The following is a 17323-nucleotide window of genomic DNA, read 5'->3' as shown; positions in this document are numbered from 1 at the left end:
GATGCCTTGGAGTAAGCTGGCATCACAAGAAAACCCAACCCGGAGACCTCCGCATGAGCAATGCCAGCCAACCCTTCGACTTCAGCCAATTCGTCCCCGGATTCGATTTTCTGAAGAATCTTGCCGGCGGTGGCGCCGGCGGTTCGGCGGGCGGCGCGGTGCCCGGATTGCCGAGCCTCGCAAGCTGGGTGGCCCCCACGCTGAGCGTGGAAGAGGTCGACAAGCGCATCCAGGAACTCAAGACGGTGCAGTACTGGCTCGAGCAGAACGGCCACGCGCTCAAGGCCACCATCCAGGCGCTCGAAGTGCAAAAGATGACACTTTCGACCTTGCGCGGCATGAACGTGCGGATGGAAGATATCGCCAGCGCGTTCACCAAGCAGGCGGCCGCCGCGGCGCCTGCCGCTGCTGCCGCGCCGGCACCTGCAGCAGCCGCTGCGCCGGCCGAACCGGAGGCCGAGCCCGAGGAAGAAGCCCCGGCACCGGCAAAGAAGGCGCGCAGCAAGCCGGCCTCGGCCACTGCCGCTTCGGGCGGCAATGGCAGCGGTGCCGGAGTGATCGACCCGATGCAATGGTGGGGCTCGCTGACCGAGCAGTTCCAGCAGATCGCGAGTTCGGCGCTGCAGGATGCGGCCCAGCTCAAGGTGCCGGCCATGGCCCAGCCATTGGCCGATGCGGTGGGCAGTGCCATGGGCAAGCCGGCGGCGGCGGCTCCCGCGGCCTCGAAACCCGCAGCCAGGAAGGCGGCAGCGCCCGCCGCCGCAAAGAAGGCATCGGCCGCCGCGCGCAAGCGAACTGCCGGCCGCCGCTGACGTCATACACACATTCCTTGATTGAAGAGAACGGGTTGGCACGCATCATGAAGCTGTTTCCTTCCGGCCATGCCACCCACCCGCAATGGCGCATGGCAGCCGGCCTCGTGCTGGCCCAGTTGCGCGCGCAGATGGCGCTGCCCGACTACGCGGCGTCGCCCACGCTCGGGCTGCTCTACATCACCGACCATTACGCGGCGGACGCGCAGGACATCCTCGACCACCTGAGCGCCGAACTGCCCGAGGTCACCGACTGGTCGGGCACGGTCGGCATCGGCGTCTCGGCCAACAACGCCGAATATTTCGACGAGCCCGGCCTCAGCCTGATGCTCTGCGCGCTGCCAAGCGACCAGTACCGCGTGTTTTCCGGCGTAGCGCCGCTGGGCAATTCGGAAATGAGCGGCTTCGAGGCCCATACGGCGCTGGTGCACGCGGACCCCGCCACCCCCGACCTGACCGAACTCATCGGCGAGATGGCGGGCCGCACCGACACCGGCTACCTGTTCGGCGGGCTGTCGTCGGGGCGCGGCGGCGCGCTGCAGTTCGCGGTCGGCGGCAACGGCAACATCCGCGGGCACGGCGCCGCGGGCGGCGTGTTCTCGGGCGGCTTGTCGGGCGTGGTGTTCGGCGAGGGCGTGCGGCTGGTGTCGCGCGTCACGCAAGGCTGCCAGCCGCTGCGCTCGGGCGCGGGGCGCGAGCGCGAGATCACCGAAGCCGACGGCAACCTGCTGCTCAAGCTCGACGGCGAACCTGCGCTCGACGTGCTGCTGGCCGACCTGCAGGTATCGCTCGAGCGGCCGCAGGAAGCCATCGACGCTGTGCGCGCCACCCTGGTGGGCCTGGCTGACGCCGGCAGCGACGGCATCCGCCGCACCGGCGACCTGGGGGCCGACGTGCTGGTGCGCCACATCATCGGCCTGGACCCCACGCGCCGCGGCATCGCGATTGCCGACGTGGCGGAGGCCGGCATGCGCCTGACCTTCTGCCGCCGCAATGCGCAGGCCGCGCGCGCCGACCTGATGCGCATCTGCGCGGAAATCCGCGAGGAACTTGAACCCGAGGAGCAGACGCTGGCCACCGCGCGCGCCGTTGCGGCCGGGGAGGCTGAAGCCGCGCCGCATCCGGCACGCCGCATCGCGGGGGCCGTGTACGTGAGCTGCTCGGGACGCGGCGGGCCGCATTTCGGCGCCCCCGGCGCCGAGCTGCAGATCGTGCGGCACGCGCTGGGCGACGTGCCGCTGGTCGGCTTCTTCGCCGCGGGCGAGATCGCCCGCCACCACCTGTACGGCTACACCGGCGTGCTGACGGTGTTCACCAGCAAGGACTGAGCCTCGCCCTGCCTGCCGGCATTCAGGCCGGCTGCAGCACGCGCGCCACCGGCGCAGGCATGCCGGTGAACGCAAAGTCCACCTCGGGCGCGAGCCCGCTCACGATGCGCGCAATCGACTTGCCCGAGCCGCAGGCGTGCGTCCAGCCGAGCGTGCCGTGGCCGGTGTTCAGGTACAGGTTCGGCAGTTTTGTCTTGCCGATCAGCGGCACGTTGCTCGGCGTCGCGGGGCGCAGGCCGGTCCAGAACTGGGCCTGCGTGGTGTCGCCAGCACCCGGAAAGAGCTCCTCGACGCGCCGCACGATCGCCTCGCAGCGCACGCGGTTCAGGTCGCGGTCGTAGCCGTTGAGCTCGGCCGTGCCGGCAATGCGCAGGCGGTCGCCCGAGGCCGAGGTGTAGCGCGAGAACACGAGCTTGAACTCGTCGTCGGTCAGCGAGACCTGGTGCGCCCTGGAGGAATCCTTCACCGGCAGCGTCACCGAGTAGCCCTTGGCCGGATAGATCGGGAGCCGAATGCCCAGCGGCGCGGCAACGATCGGGCTCAGCGAACCCATCGCGAGCACGAAGGCGTCGCCGCGGATGCGCTGGAAGCGGCCTTCGCTGTCGGTGGCTTCGACGTGGTCGATGCTGCCGCCGGCCTCGCGCAGCGCGGTCACCGTGTGGCTCATGAGGAACTTCACGCCGGCTGCGGCCGCGCGCTTCGTCAGCTCGCGTGCAAAAAGATTCGCATCGCCGGACTCGTCCTCCGCCGTGTAGGTGGCGCCGGCCAGCTTCGGGCGGATATGGGCGAGGGCGGGCTCGATCTTCACGGCCTCGTCGGCAGAGATCACCTGGCGCTCGCAGCCGAGTGCGCGCATCTGCTCGGCGGGCTTGAGGGCGCCGTCGAACTCTTTCTGCGTCGTATAGAAGTGCAGGATGCCCTGCGTGCGCTGGTCGTAGTCCAGGCCGGTGTCGCGGCGCAGCTGCTGCAGCACGTCGCGGCTGTAGGTGCCCAGCCGCACGATCTGCTCGATGTTGTGCCGGGTGCGCGCCGGCGTGCATTCGCGCAGGAACTGCAGGCCCCAGAGCCACTGGCGCATGTCGGCGCGGATGCGAAAGAGCAGCGGTGCATCTTCCTTGCCCAGCCATTGCAGCACCTTGAGCGGAGCGCTCGGGTTGGCCCAAGGCTCGGCATGGCTGACCGAGATCTGCCCGCCGTTGGCAAAGCTGGTTTCGGCCGCCGGCGTGGCCTGCCGGTCGATCACCGTCACCTCGTGGCCGAGTTGCTGGAGGTAGTAAGCAGAAGTCACGCCGAGCAGGCCGGCGCCAAGAACGATCACGCGCATTTCAATTACCTTTGGGTAGATTGGCGCTTGAACGACGGACTTGGTGTGCTACTGATTCAATAGCGAGCAACCGGACGACCGCCGTCCAAGTTGCCGCTCCCCCTGTCCTTGGTACCTGAGAGATTCACCTGTTGCACCTTGCAACGGGTTTGCTCCTTCGGCGCATCACGCGGGGCGATGGCTCTCCAGACGGCTTGTCAGTTGGTGCAGTACATGCCACGCAACTCTTTGAAAGAATTTCAAGGAATCTGTGGGCCGACCTGAGCGTTTATGGGAGTTTGCGCCTTCGGTGGAGTAGTAATAAGTACTACTCTCTCTCCTGCAGTGAAACGATTGTAGGCGGGGACCGCAAAGCCGCCAACCATGAATTTTGACAATTCGGACCAATGGGATAATTGTCATCGATTCGAAACTTCGGGGAGACTCATGATCCTGGTAACCGGCGGCGCGGGCTTCATCGGCGCCAACTTCGTACTCGACTGGCTGGCGCAAAGCGACGAGCCAGTCGTGAACCTCGACAAGCTGACCTACGCCGGCAACCTCGAGACGCTCGCGTCGCTCCAGGGCGACCCGCGGCACATCTTCGTGCAGGGCGACATCGGCGACAGCGCGCTGGTCGACCGCCTGCTGGCCGAGCACCAGCCGCGCGCCGTCGTGAACTTTGCCGCGGAATCGCATGTGGACCGCTCCATCCACGGCCCCGAAGACTTCGTGCAGACCAACGTGCTGGGCACCTTCCGCCTGCTCGAGTCCGTGCGCGGCCACTGGAGTGCGCTGCCGGCCGAGCAAAAAGCCGCCTTCCGCTTCCTGCACGTGTCCACCGACGAGGTCTACGGCTCGCTCTCCAAGACCGACCCCGCCTTCACCGAAGACAACAAGTACGAGCCCAACAGCCCCTACTCGGCCAGCAAGGCCGCCAGCGACCACCTCGTGCGCGCCTGGCACCACACCTACGGCCTGCCGGTCGTCACCACCAACTGCTCCAACAACTACGGGCCCTTCCACTTCCCCGAGAAGCTCATCCCGCTGATGATCGTCAACGCCCTGGCCGGCAAGCCCCTGCCCGTGTACGGCGACGGCATGCAGGTGCGCGACTGGCTCTACGTGAAGGACCACTGCAGCGCCATCCGCCGCGTGCTCGAGGCCGGCCGGCTCGGCGAGACCTACAACGTCGGCGGCTGGAACGAGAAGCCCAACCTCGAGATCGTGAACACCGTCTGCGCCCTGCTCGACGAACTGCGTCCGCGCGCCGACGGAAAGCCCTACAAAGAGCAGATCAGCTACGTCACCGACCGCCCCGGCCACGACCGGCGCTACGCCATCGATGCGCGCAAGCTCGAGCGCGAGCTCGGCTGGAAGCCCGCCGAAACCTTCGACAGCGGCATCCGCAAGACCGTCCAGTGGTACCTGGCCAACGCCGAATGGGTGCGCAACGTGCAAAGCGGCGCCTACCGCGCCTGGGTCGAGAAGCAATACGACGCCGCACCCCCCGCGGCCCAGGCGGCGGCATGAAGCTGCTGCTGCTGGGCAAGGGCGGCCAGGTCGGCTGGGAGCTGCAGCGCAGCCTCGCGCCGCTGGGCGAGCTGGTCGCGCTCGACTTCGACAGCACTGAGTTGAACGCCGACTTCAGCCGCCCCGAGCAACTGGCCGACACCGTGCTGAAAGTGCGCCCCGACGTCATCGTCAATGCCGCGGCCCACACCGCCGTCGACAAGGCCGAGAGCGAGCCCGAGTTCGCGCGCACCCTCAACGCCACCTCGCCCGGCGTGGTGGCCGAAGCCGCCCAGCAGATCGGCGCGCTCATGGTGCACTACTCCACCGACTACGTCTTCGACGGCAGCGGCACCACGCCCTGGCAGGAAGACGACGCCACCGGCCCGCTCAGCGTGTACGGCCGCACCAAGCTCGAAGGCGAGCAGCTGGTGGCCGGGCACTGCGCGAAGCACCTGATCCTGCGCACCAGCTGGGTCTATGCCGCGCGCGGCGGCAACTTTGCCAAGACCATGCTGCGCATCGCCAAGGAGCGCGACCGCCTGACCGTCATCGACGACCAGTTCGGCGCCCCCACCGGCGCCGAGCTGCTGGCCGACGTCACGGCGCATGCCATCCGCGCCACCCTGCAGGACCCCGCCAAGGCCGGCCTGTACCACGCCGTGGCCGGCGGCGAGACCAGCTGGCACGGCTATGCGCGCTTCGTGATCGAGCAGGCGAAGGCAGCGGGCGTCGCGCTCAAGGCCGGCCCCGAAGCGGTCGACCCCGTGCCCACCAGCGCCTTCCCCACCCCCGCCACGCGCCCCGCCAACTCGCGCCTGGACACGCGCAAGCTGCAGGCCACCTTCGGGCTGGTGCTGCCGCACTGGCAGCAGGGCGTGGCCCGGATGCTGCGCGAGACCCTTTGACAGGCGGCAGGACAAGCGACCCACGCAAGCAAGCAGCAAGAAGCACGCAGCAAAAAGCGGAGAACACAACAATGACCACGAAGACCACCCAACGCAAAGGCATCATCCTCGCCGGCGGCTCCGGCACCCGGCTGCACCCCGCCACGCTCGCGCTCAGCAAGCAGCTGCTGCCGGTGTATGACAAGCCGATGATCTACTACCCGCTGAGCACGCTGATGCTCGGCGGCATGCGCGACATCCTGATCATCAGCACGCCGCAGGACACGCCGCGCTTCCAGCAGCTGCTGGGCGACGGCAGCCAGTGGGGCATCAACCTGCAGTACGCCGTGCAGCCCAGCCCCGATGGCCTGGCACAGGCCTTCATCATCGGCGACAAGTTCGTGGGCAACGACCCCAGCGCGCTGGTGCTGGGCGACAACATCTTCTACGGCCACGACTTCGCGCACCTCTTGGCCGATGCCGATTCGAAGCCCGCCGGCGCCACCGTCTTCGCCTACCACGTGCACGACCCCGAGCGCTACGGCGTGGTGGCCTTCGACGACAAGGGCAAGGCCAGCAGCATCGAGGAGAAGCCGGCCAAGCCCAAGAGCAGCTACGCCGTCACGGGCCTGTACTTCTACGACAACCAGGTGGTCGAGATTGCCAAGGCCGTGAAGCCCAGCGCACGCGGCGAACTGGAGATCACGGCCGTGAACCAGGCCTACCTCGACCGCGACCAGCTCAGCGTGCAAATCATGCAGCGCGGCTATGCCTGGCTGGACACCGGCACGCACGAGAGCCTGCTGGAAGCGGGCCAGTTCATCGCCACGCTGGAGCACCGGCAGGGGCTGAAGATCGCCTGCCCGGAAGAGATCGCGTGGCGCAACGGCTTCATCGACCGCGAGCAGCTGGCCCGGCTGGCCGCGCCGCTGCAGAAGAACGGCTACGGCAAGTACCTGAACCATCTGCTGGCCGAGGAGGTGCGCTCGTGAAGGCCACGCCGACCGCCATTCCCGAGGTGCTGATCATCGAGCCGAAGGTCTTCGGCGATGCGCGCGGCTTCTTCTACGAGAGCTTCAACGGCAAGGCCTTCGACGAGGCCGTGGGCCGGCACGTCGAGTTCGTGCAGGACAACCATTCGCGCTCGGCCAAGGGGGTGCTGCGGGGCCTGCATTACCAGATCCAGCAGCCGCAGGGCAAACTGGTGCGCGTGGTGCGCGGCGCGGTGTTCGACGTGGCGGTGGATATCCGCAAGTCGTCGCCGACGTTCGGCCAATGGGTGGGGGTGGAGCTCAGCGAGGACAACCACAGGCAGCTGTGGGTGCCCGAGGGCTTTGCGCACGGGTTTCTGGTGCTGAGCGAGACGGCGGAGTTCTTGTACAAGACCACCGACTACTATGCGCCGGCGCATGAGCGCAGCGTCATCTGGAATGACGCCGCTTTGAATATCCAATGGCCAGCCATTGGTATGGCGCCTCAGCTATCCGCCAAAGATCAAGCTGGTTCCACCTTTGCGGGCGCTGAAATATTCAGCTGACGGCCGGACAAGTGTCTGCCTCAGCTCAAGTCATAGTTGAACATTCTTGAATTGGCGAAGTAGTTGGGCCCTGATGCCTCGCTGTTGGCGTGCTCTGGCAGGCAAGTTGAGATACCCCAGAGAGCCTGCGTTGATTGGCGGTGCTGAGGTCTTGGCTCCAAACTTGCTCACCGAAGTCGGCAAGAGGCGCGGTAAAGCCGTTGCTGGTTTTGGTCAACTGACTTTTGCAGGCAGGCCGAAGGAGTTTCGTCTGTGACGCCTGATTCCACCCATACGCTCCTTTGCGGCCGATGCTTTGGCTGAGTAGCGCATCAACAAAACAACCACATGGCACGCAGCACTCTCGCAACACTCTATTCCAAGCACCAAGGCAAGCTCTCGGACAAATGGTCGATCTATATTTCGATCTATCAGCGGTTGTTTTCCGAACTGGTCGACCAGTCCCTGCGGATCCTGGAAATTGGCATCCAGAACGGCGGTTCTTTGGAGATTTGGTCTGAATTTTTTCCACAGGCCACGAGGATCGTCGGGTGTGACATCAACGAGGCGTGCAGGCAACTGACTTATGGCGATCCGCGCATCAGCGTCGTCGTTGGAGACGCCAACACCAACGGGGTGGAGGAGGCTATCGCAGCGCACTCGCCCAAATTCGACCTCATCATCGACGACGGTTCGCACCGTTCTAGCGACATCATCCGTTCGTTCGTGCGCTACTTCCCACGTCTTGAAGACGGAGGCCTGTTCGTCATCGAGGATCTGCATTGTTCCTACTGGGCCGAGTTCGAAGGCGGCTTGTTCGATCCAGCGTCCTCGATGGCGTTCTTCAAGCGCCTTGCCGATGTCATCAATCACGAGCACTGGGGCGTTCCCGATGCGCGGATCGCATTGTTCGAGTCCTTCGCCAAAACCTACGACATCGCATTTGATGAAGAGTTGCTTGGCCATGTCCATGCCATCGAGTTCTTGAACTCAGTCTGCGTGATTCGCAAAAAGGCGCCTGCCGATAACCGGCTCGGTACGCGTGTGATTGCGGGGCAGGAAGCAATTGTTGATGCTGACCCACTGGTATTGCACGGCTCTGTTTCGCGGAAATCCGATCAAACGGGCAATGCTTGGTCAAGGGTGGACCCGTTGCCGGAGGATGAACTCGTGGGCCTTCGTGCTTCGGCAAAAGACCTTGATGCGGATCTGGCGGCATGCACCGAGGAACTGCACGACGCTCAGAAAGCGGCTCTCTACGCGGATATCCGATCGACCGTTGCGCAGAACCACATCCACCAGACGAGGGCTAAGTTGAGCGAGAGGACGCGGGAGACGCAACAGCTCGTCGCAGCGCTTCAAAGCCTTCGTGCACATACGAGTGCGCTCGAGGATGCGTTGCAGCATCGTCAGGCGCAGGTCGATGAAATATTCAACTCCACGAGCTGGCGGGTCACCAAGTCTCTTCGATGGGCCGGCCTTCAGAAGGGACGGGTCGCTCGCGCGATCAAGCTCTTGCCGGTGCTCTCTCAACGTGCGGGCGGGTTCTCGAATCTGACTCGCCGCGGCATTCAAGTGCTGAGCGAATCTGGCTTGGGCGGCATACGCAGGTCTATTCGTGCCGTTGAGACTGGCCATCTGGTATCGAAAGTCTCTCCCGTGCCGGATTCCCTCACTTCGGGCGGCGATCCATTCGAGGATGTTGCTCGCCAGATCTACGCCAGGCAACAGGCGGAGCTCGCCCCTCGCGAAATTTTTGACTCCATCAAAAACTTCAAACAAAGGCCTCTGATCTCCGTGATCATGCCTGTTTATAAAACGCCGGTGCAGTGGCTGAGCCGTGCCATCGAATCGTTGCAGGAGCAGTTCTATGACAACTGGGAACTGTGTGCTGTAGATGATTGTTCACCGACTGCGGATCAGCGAGAAATTTTGGAGCATTACGCGACGAACGATCCTCGCGTTCGTTATCGGGTGCTTGAGAAGAACAGCGGCATTGCCGCGGCGTCTAACGCGGCGCTTGAGATGGCCCAGGGTGGATTCATTGCGTTGCTAGATCACGATGACGAGTTGCCAGGCGATGCGCTCTTCTGGATCGTGGATGCCATCAACAAGAATCCGGGTGTCGATTTCATCTACACCGACGAATGCAAGATCGACGATACATCGGAGCGCCAACTTTCCCATTTTGTATTCAAGCCGGATTGGTCGCCCGAGATACTGTTCAACTCGATGTTGACCGGACACCTGACGGTTTACAAGAAGGATGCGGTCGATGCGCTGGGAGGCTTCCGCAGTCCGTATGACTTTTCGCAGGACTACGATCTCGCACTGCGAATGGCCGAAGTGGCGAAAAAGATCGTGCACGTAGAGCGGGTGCTCTATCTCTGGCGTTCTATTCCAGGTTCTGCGGCAAGCGGTGGAAAGGACTTCGCACGCGAGTCCAACATTGCCGCGTTAGACGATGCGCTAGTTCGACGCGGGATTCAGGGGAAAGCGATACCGCTGTCTTACGCTAACTATGTCAATGTCGCCGTGCCAAGGGCCGTCAAGGTTTCAATCGTCATTCCCTCGGATTCCTTCAAAAATCTTAAGCTCGCATTGAATGCGATTCTGGAGAAAACCGACTACCCGAACTACGAGGTAGTCGTCGTCTGCAACGGTCCGCTGGCGGAGCAACTCGAAGGCGAGTTCCGCAACTCACCGGACATCGTCTTTTTGCCGTACGACAAGAAATACAACTTCTCCGACAAGTGCAATGAGGGGGCGCGAGCGGCCACCGGCGAGATCGTGGTTTTCTACAACGACGATGTATTTCCCGCCCAGCCCGATTGGATCGAAAAGCTGATCGAGTACCTCTCTGTATCGGGTGTCGGAGGCGTCTCACCCAAGCTGCTGCACGAGGACGAGACGATTCAGTACGCGGGCATGATCTCGGGAACGCCAGGCCTTTGTGGTACCGCCTACAACAATATCCCAAGAGAAGCGAACGATTCGTTCCTCTCCATGCACAAGTACGTGCGCAACGTTTCCATCCTGTCGGGCGCATGCTGTGCGCTGAAGGCAGAAGTGTTCTGGCGTATCGGCGGCTTCGATGCAGTCAATACGCCCGACGGCCATTCGGACATGGATCTGAGCTACAAGCTGATAGAGGCGGGTTACCGGTGCGTCTACACGCCGTACGCTGTTCTTTATCACATCGGGAATCACTCCTGGGGTGCAAAATCCGTTAAATACAAAGCCGACATCTACATGTTGAAGCGCTGGGGTGTTTACGTTTCCAAGGATCCGAATTTCACGGATTCGATGAAAAAGGTGCTCTATCGAGATTTCCAGTTTGACTACAGGATTTTTGCATCGCACGTGGATGCAAATGCCACGTACACGGGCCCCGACGTGCTGTTCTTGTCGCACGAACTTTCGCTGACCGGGGCGCCTCGCATGCTCCTGTGCGCAGCGGTTGCGGTGTTGCGCAGTGGTGGCTTTCCCGTCGTGGTTGCACCGGAGGATGGCCCGATGCGAAAGGAATTGGAGCAGGCGGGCGTGGTTGTGATCGTGGATCAGTCGCTTGCCGAACGGCATCCTCTCTTCGAGCGGTTTGCAAGGAACTTCGATGTTGTCGTCGTGAATACGACGGCCCTGCGCAACGTGATCCGTCAGCTTGAACCGATTGAAGACCTTGACGTGGTCTGGTGGCTGCACGAAGGACGCGCGCTCGAAGCTACGCTGGAGGCAGAAACCGAAATCGACAGGGCGCGCGTGCGGTTGCTTTGTGTCAGCGAGTACGCCCGCAGTTATCTGCCCACCAGTTTTCGAGCTGATGTGCTCTATAACGGGATCCCGGACCGGAGTGGCGACATTCAGCAAAAGCCTCTGGCCGATCGGTGTACCTTTGTGCTTGCGGGAACGCTCGAAAAACGCAAAGGGCAAGACCTGTTCGTGGATGCCATCCTTCGGTTGCCGGAGGATGTACGCGTTTCCTGCCGATTCTTGATGACCGGCACGCTCGGGGAACCGAATCTGCAATTCTGGTCAAGCGTGTGCGAACGGATGGAAGCGGCTCCGGAAATCGAATATCTGGGCTTGCTGGACCATCGTGAATTGCTCGAACTTGTGGCCGGCTCGGATGCGGTCGTCTGCTGCTCGCGCGATGAAGCATTTTCGCTGACGGTTGTTGAAGGCGCGATGCTCGCCAAGCCGTCGATCATCAATCCAAATGTTGGCGTCGCGGAGGTCTTGGCGCACGACAAGTCTTGCCTCCTCTTCGAGGCAGAGGACGCAGCTTCGCTGGCAGAACAGTTGCTCGCGGTGTTCCAGGATCGGGCCAGGATGCGCGACATCGGACTTCAGGCGCGCAAAGTCTATGAAGAAAAATTCACCGTCGACCGCTTCTCCGAAGAGTTTCTTCGGCTCATGAGACAAGAGGGCCCTGCAAAGCAAGTATGAGCGATAGCGGGAAAAATGTAGAACAAGAACAGTTCGACGCCGTACAGCGAAAAATCGCTGCGCCGCAACGGCAACTAGAGCTGCGAGAACGGGCACTTCAACCACCTCTTGGTAAGGCTGCGGCAGTAGCCCCTGTCTCTTCCGTCGGAATTTTAGAAAAAACAAGGAAATAGCGATGATTGAGCGATGGAGGCGATTTTTGGCATTTTGGAATGAGCAAGGCACAGTTGCTGTGATGCGGCTCATTCGCACCAAGGCAGGTGCTGCGATTGAGGGGCGCCCAATTTTTAACAACGTGGCCCTTGGCAATCGAGCGATCGACAGTCACGCGATGGACATTGCGGTCGTCAACATAGGCGATCAACCAATGGCCGCGGACAAAGTCGTTCGCGCACGCTTTCTGACCACTCAGTCGCTGGAGACCTATCTCATTCCTAAGACGTCGATCCCGCGGGTGAGCTTGGTGACCGACAGTATTGGTAGAGGGAGCCTGTTTGGCGGCGTGGGGACTGCGCTGTTACTGGCTGCACAACTGGCAAATCGGTTGAATGCCACGTTGCGGATCGTGACGCGCACCGAAATACCATCGGCTTTGAATGCTGCGCAAATCCTGGGTGCTTACGGAATCCAATTGAAGCACGAAATTCAGCTGGTGTTTTCTCCCTTGGTGGTGGATGGCGCAAGACGGGAGAACGCAGGGGCTACAGGCCTGGATATCCACCCTGACGAGACTTTCATCACCACCTCTTGGTGGACGACCGCCGCCACGCTGGGCAGTGTGCCTCCTGCTTCGATCATCTATCTCCTTCAGGAGGACGAACGGATGTTCTATCCGTTCGGGGATGATCGGGTTCAATGCGAACGAATTCTGAGCAACCAAGACATCAGATTCGTAGTCAACACACGGCTCCTCTACGACCATCTGGTCGCGAACGGCTTGGACCATCTGAAACGCAATGGCCACTGGTTCGAACCGGCGTTCCCGAAGTCGCTGTTTCACGAGCGCCCGCGGGATCCGGGTGGCAAGAAAAGATTTTTCTTTTATGCGCGGCCGAATAATCTGCGTAATCTTTTTTATAGTGGCATCGAGATCATCGACAGAGCAATCAACGAAGGAATCTTCGACCTTGAGCAATGGGAGATCCTGTTGGTCGGGAAGGACATCCCCAACGTGACATTCGGCAATGGATATATGCCTGTTCGTTGCGAAGGCCTTGACTGGGAGGCGTACGCCGATCTTGTAGGGACGGTCGATCTCGGACTCTGCTTGATGTATACGCCACACCCCAGCTATCCGCCGCTCGACTTGGCGGCCAGCGGCGCAGTCGTAGTGACCAACAAGTTCGCCAACAAGCAGGATCTGTCCAACTACTCACGCAACATCATTTGCGCCGAACTGAATGCAGAGGCATCGCTCGACGCGCTTCGCATGGGTGTAGTGCTTGCGGAAGACAAGGAAACGCGCGCACGCAATTTCGCGGCCAACGAACTGATCGTGGACTGGACCCAGTCGTTCGAGCCAATCCTTCAATCGCTCTCGCGACGGCACGCTGATGTTTGAACTGGATACTCCGCCCGTACCCTATGCGGACCCCTGGCTGCAGCCTCTTTCGAAACGGCTGGCGATGCTGTATCAGCGTAAGGTGCGCGTGGCCTACTTCTACGAAGAGCCGAACAACAGCACGTTTCGCTATCGCGCCTACAACATGGCTCAGGTGCTCAACGGCAACCATACGGGCAATGTCTCGGCGAGCTATTTCTTCCTGTCCGATAGCGAGCGTTTTGGTGAAATTGCAGACGCAGCCGACGTGCTGGTCATCTGCCGCTCGCGTTATTGCCATCAGGTCAGCGGATTGATCACCAAGTTTCGTGCGCGACGAAAACGAGTTCTGTTCGATGTCGACGATCTTGTTTTCGATACGGACTACGCCCATCTCCTGGTGGCCACCCTGGGTCTCGACGTCACACAAAATGGCCTTTGGGACGACTGGTTCGCAATGATCGCCCGCATGGGCCAGACGCTGAAGCTGTGCGATGGCGCCATCACCACCAATGAGTATCTCGCGCAGAAACTTGCGAACTACTCGGGCCTCCCGGTGTTCGTCGTGCCGAACTTCATGAACAAGGAGCAACTCGAACTCGCGGAAAAAGTATTTGCTGAGAGGCAGCGCACGCGTTTTTCCGGGAATGGCAAGGTATGCCTTGGCTACTTCAGTGGCTCACCGTCTCATCGCCTCGACTATGCGATGGTCGAGCCTGCGCTGGCCGAGGTAATGGCCGAACGACCAGACGTGGAAGTCATGGTCGTCGGCTACATCGACCATGGTCCAGTGATGCGCGAGTTTTCCCACCGCATCAGTCGGAAACCATTTCACGACTACGTGAATCTGCAGCGCCTGCTCGGAACCGTTGAGTTCAATCTCATGCCGTTGCAATCGAATGCCTTCACCGACTGTAAATCCGAGTTGAAGTACTTCGAGGCCGCTGCCGTCGGCACCTTGAGTATCGCTTCGCCGAGCTTCACCTATCGGCGGGCGATTCGCGACGGCGAGAACGGGTACTTGGCGAAAGCACACGAATGGACGGAGATGATTCTGCGAGCTTTGGATCGCAGTGAGGCTTATGAAGCGATGGCGGCAGAGGCCCGGCGAGATGCCCTTTCGAAGTTTGGCTGGCAACACCAAGCCGAAGCCATTCTTCGTGCGCTGCAGATCGGCTAATTTTGTATGGGAAGCAGCATGTGTCCCAGCGTTTCTTCCAGCGCGGGTTCGTATAACGTGGCCCCGTGTTCAAAGAGGAGGGTTCGGAGTTTCTGCGGGTTCCCGCACAGACGATGCACTTCATTCCCCCTGACGAAGGCCGGATTGATCTCGATACGCAGCTGGTGTGAGGTCATCCGCGCAAAAGTCTCGATGATTCGGCGCAGCGCATACGGCCGACCGGAGCAGATGTTGTAGGTTTCACCCGGTTCTCCGTGCGCGAGCAGTAGCAGGTAGGTATCACAGACCATCTGCACATCGTTGAACTCGCGTTCGACATCCAGGTTGCCCAACTCGATCGACGGCGCACGCGCGGCGAAGTGCGCGGCAAGTTTGGGAATCAGAAAATGAGCGTCCTGTCCCGGCCCGGTGTAGTTGAAGGGGCGCGCGACGACGAGGTTCAATCGCTCGTTGTAGGTCTTTGCCATGAACTCCATGGCAAGCTTGCTCATGCCATAGTGGTTGATTGGTGCCGGCGGCTGGCTCTCGGTGATGGGCGATTGGGCCGTGTTGCCGTAGACATTGGCGCTGCTGGCCAGGAGAACGCGGGCAGGCATGGCGGACAGTTGCACCAGTGCGTCCAGCAGATTGGTGGTCCCGACCACATTGACTGCATAGAACGCCGCTTCGTTGGCGTGCCCCACAAAGCTGATGGCTGCCAGGTGCACCACGGCTTCGGGCGCAAGCGCCAGTACTTCCTGGTGCAGCGCGTCGCGATGCGTCAGATCGGACTGAAGTGCGATCACGCTGTGACCGGCCTCAACCGCTCGCTTGGCAAACACCCGGCCGGTGAAACCTTCGGCGCCGGTCAGCAATATCCTCAAAACGACATGCCCTGGGCGTTTCGCCGGAGGTCTGCCTCCACCATCAACTGGCACAGCTGTTCGAGCGTGGTCGCGGGTTCCCAGCCAAGTCTGGCCTTGGCCTTGGCGGGATTGCCGATCAGAAGTTCCACTTCGGCCGGGCGATAGAACGTTGGATTGATGCGCATCACGGTCTTGCCGGTGGCCGTGTCGACCGCGGCCTCCGAATCGCCGGTACCCCTGAATTCGATGGACATGCCAGCGCTCTTGAACGCCATGGCAACGAACTCGCGCACGGTTTCCGTGCGATTCGTCGCGAGCACGTAGGTGTCGGGCTCTTCTGCCTGCAGCATGCGCCACATGCCCTCGACGTATTCCTTTGCAAAGCCCCAGTCGCGCTTGGCATCGAGATTGCCGAGTTCCAGCACGTCCAGCTTGCCGAGCTTGATCTTCGCAACGCCGTCGGTGATCTTGCGCGTAACGAACTCCCGGCCGCGCAGGGGGCTTTCATGATTGAAGAGGATGCCGCTGCAGCCGAAGATGTCGTAGCTCTCGCGGTAATTGATCGTCATCCAGTGGGCGTAGAGCTTCGCAACGCCATAGGGACTGCGCGGATAGAAGGGCGTTTCCTCGGTCTGAGGGATGGCTTGGACCTTGCCGAACATCTCGGAGGTGGAGGCCTGGTAGAAGCGGATTTTCGGGTTGACAAAGCGAATGGCTTCCAGCAGATGCAGCGTGCCCAGGCCGGTGATCTGCGCTGTGGCGATGGGCTGATTGAAGCTGACGCCGACGAAGCTCTGGGCCGCGAGGTTGTAGACCTCGTCCGGCGCTGCATCGCGGATCAGCGTGATCGAGCTGCCAAGGTCGGTAAGGTCGTATTCGACCAGATGAAGATCCGGGTTGTTCTGGATTCCAAGCTCTTCGATGCGCCAGAAGTTCACCGAACTGGTGCGCCGGTAGGCCCCGTAGACAACATAACCCTTGGCAAGCAGCAACTCGGCCAGATAGGCGCCGTCTTGCCCGGTGATGCCTGTGACAACCGCATGTTTCTTCATGGAATCCTCTCTCTTGATTCAAGGAAAGCGACCAGATTTGCACGTCGGATGCCGATACGTGCTGCAGACGCTTGAATTCTGCCTTGGAAGAGAGAGATTTGACATATGGGCTGCAGGCCTGCTTGCCCATGTGTGCGCCCGAAGGGCAGGTCCCTAGGGCCGGTCGTCCAGTTCTGTCGCGTCGACGATCTGGGAAATCTCGGCAGCTTCGAGCCGTCCATGGCTGAGCTTCACGACCATGTTGCATTCCTTCGCGATCAGCGCCGGCGAATGCGAGGCGAGGACCAGGATGCCCGACTTGGAAACCACGTCCCGCATGCGCTTTTCGGCTTTTTCGGTGAAATCCGCATCGCCCACCGAGAGCCATTCGTCCATGAGGAGAATGTCTGCTTCGACGCTGGTGGAGATCGAGAAGGCGAGCCGCATCATCATCCCGGTGGAGTAGGTGCGCACGGGCATGTTCACGTACTGCCCGAGGCCGCTGAATTCGCAGATCTCAGGGATCCGCGCGTCGATCTCCTTTTTGCTCAGGCCCATGACGAGCCCGCGCAACATGATGTTCTCGATGCCTGTCGCATCGGCCTCGATGCCGAGTGACGGGTCGATCAGGCTCGATACCGTTCCTTCACGCTTGAACTCGCCGGCGGAGGGTTCGTAAACGCCGGCCAGCGTGCGCAGCAGGGTCGATTTGCCTGCGCCGTTGTGTCCGATCAGCCCCAGGCGGTCGCCGCTCTTCAACTCGAGGTTGATGTCGCTCAGTGCCTGAACGACGGTGACGCCGGTCTCTTTGCCAAACCTGCCGCCGGTGACGGATGCCGCCAGCGTTTTCTTCAATGACGCTGCGCCAGCGCCATAGATCGGAAAATTGACAGCTACGTTTTTGAGTGAAATGGAAGCCATGT

13 protein-coding genes and 2 riboswitches are annotated in these 17323 nt (G+C 61.5%); of the genes, 9 read left to right on the top strand and 4 right to left on the bottom strand.

Translation table 11 applies throughout. The features are described 5' to 3' along the window. The first annotated feature begins 53 nt into the window (after positions 1–53). Both L1081_RS16705 and L1081_RS16700 read left to right on the top strand, forming a co-directional pair. A complete protein-coding gene (locus tag L1081_RS16705) occupies positions 54–812 on the top strand; it encodes a PhaM family polyhydroxyalkanoate granule multifunctional regulatory protein (RefSeq protein WP_489413175.1) in 759 nt (252 codons plus the stop codon). A 47-nt stretch (positions 813–859) separates the two neighbouring features. Continuing rightward, positions 860–2140, top strand: a complete 1281-nt coding sequence (locus tag L1081_RS16700; RefSeq protein WP_278881099.1) for an FIST signal transduction protein — start codon at positions 860–862, stop codon at positions 2138–2140. A gap of 22 nt (positions 2141–2162) precedes the next feature. Here the strand turns inward: L1081_RS16700 and L1081_RS16695 are convergent, their stop codons facing one another. Beyond that, positions 2163–3464, bottom strand: coding sequence for a D-amino acid dehydrogenase (locus L1081_RS16695; protein ID WP_489413174.1), 1302 nt, complete (start codon positions 3462–3464; stop codon positions 2163–2165). A gap of 92 nt (positions 3465–3556) precedes the next feature. Then, positions 3557–3663, bottom strand: a riboswitch (glycine riboswitch). 35 nt (positions 3664–3698) lie between these two features. After that, a riboswitch (glycine riboswitch) is annotated at positions 3699–3792 on the bottom strand. A gap of 98 nt (positions 3793–3890) precedes the next feature. On the opposite strand from L1081_RS16695, the gene rfbB reads away from it, so the two are divergent. The 7 genes from rfbB (at position 3891) to L1081_RS16660 (ending at position 14524) form a co-directional block, all read left to right on the top strand. Further along, positions 3891–4976 (top strand): dTDP-glucose 4,6-dehydratase, encoded by a 1086-nt coding sequence (gene rfbB, locus L1081_RS16690; RefSeq protein ID WP_489413173.1) that lies wholly within the window; start codon positions 3891–3893, stop codon positions 4974–4976. Beyond that, positions 4973–5863 carry a dTDP-4-dehydrorhamnose reductase gene (rfbD, locus tag L1081_RS16685; RefSeq protein ID WP_489413172.1) on the top strand — a complete coding sequence of 297 codons (891 nt, stop codon included), beginning with the start codon at positions 4973–4975 and terminating at the stop codon, positions 5861–5863. The genes rfbB and rfbD overlap by 4 nt, the downstream gene beginning before the upstream one ends. A 71-nt stretch (positions 5864–5934) precedes the next feature. After that, entirely contained in the window at positions 5935–6834 is a 900-nt protein-coding gene (gene rfbA / locus L1081_RS16680) for a glucose-1-phosphate thymidylyltransferase RfbA (RefSeq protein WP_489413171.1), read from the top strand. Continuing rightward, entirely contained in the window at positions 6831–7379 is a 549-nt protein-coding gene (gene rfbC / locus L1081_RS16675) for a dTDP-4-dehydrorhamnose 3,5-epimerase (protein WP_489413170.1), read from the top strand. The genes rfbA and rfbC overlap by 4 nt, the downstream gene beginning before the upstream one ends. A gap of 327 nt (positions 7380–7706) precedes the next feature. Then, positions 7707–11804, top strand: a complete 4098-nt coding sequence (locus L1081_RS16670) for a glycosyltransferase (protein WP_489413169.1) — start codon at positions 7707–7709, stop codon at positions 11802–11804. 175 nt (positions 11805–11979) lie between these two features. Next, positions 11980–13365 carry a rhamnosyltransferase WsaF family glycosyltransferase gene (locus L1081_RS16665; protein ID WP_489413168.1) on the top strand — a complete coding sequence of 462 codons (1386 nt, stop codon included), beginning with the start codon at positions 11980–11982 and terminating at the stop codon, positions 13363–13365. Then, positions 13358–14524 carry a glycosyltransferase family protein gene (locus L1081_RS16660; protein WP_489413167.1) on the top strand — a complete coding sequence of 389 codons (1167 nt, stop codon included), beginning with the start codon at positions 13358–13360 and terminating at the stop codon, positions 14522–14524. The genes L1081_RS16665 and L1081_RS16660 overlap by 8 nt, the downstream gene beginning before the upstream one ends. Here L1081_RS16660 and L1081_RS16655 read toward each other — a convergent pair. The 3 genes from L1081_RS16655 to L1081_RS16645 all read right to left on the bottom strand — a co-directional run bounded on the left by L1081_RS16655 (position 14521) and on the right by L1081_RS16645 (position 17321). Next, positions 14521–15387, bottom strand: a complete 867-nt coding sequence (locus L1081_RS16655) for a GDP-mannose 4,6-dehydratase (protein WP_489413166.1) — start codon at positions 15385–15387, stop codon at positions 14521–14523. The genes L1081_RS16660 and L1081_RS16655 overlap by 4 nt on opposite strands. After that, the gene (gene gmd, locus L1081_RS16650) at positions 15384–16421 is read right to left on the bottom strand and encodes a GDP-mannose 4,6-dehydratase (protein ID WP_489413165.1); all 1038 of its coding nucleotides are present in this window, start codon (positions 16419–16421) and stop codon (positions 15384–15386) included. Before gmd ends, L1081_RS16655 begins: the two co-directional genes overlap by 4 nt. A 153-nt stretch (positions 16422–16574) precedes the next feature. Continuing rightward, a complete protein-coding gene (locus L1081_RS16645; RefSeq protein ID WP_209502627.1) occupies positions 16575–17321 on the bottom strand; it encodes an ABC transporter ATP-binding protein in 747 nt (248 codons plus the stop codon). Positions 17322–17323: the final 2 nt, after the last annotated feature.

The sequence above is a fragment of the Variovorax sp. MSC1_012 genome (assembly GCF_023667525.1).
Lineage (GTDB): Bacteria > Pseudomonadota > Gammaproteobacteria > Burkholderiales > Burkholderiaceae_C > Variovorax > Variovorax beijingensis_B.
The sequence above is the reverse complement of the archived record's forward strand: the minus strand, read 5'-3'. Positions and strand labels throughout refer to the sequence as shown.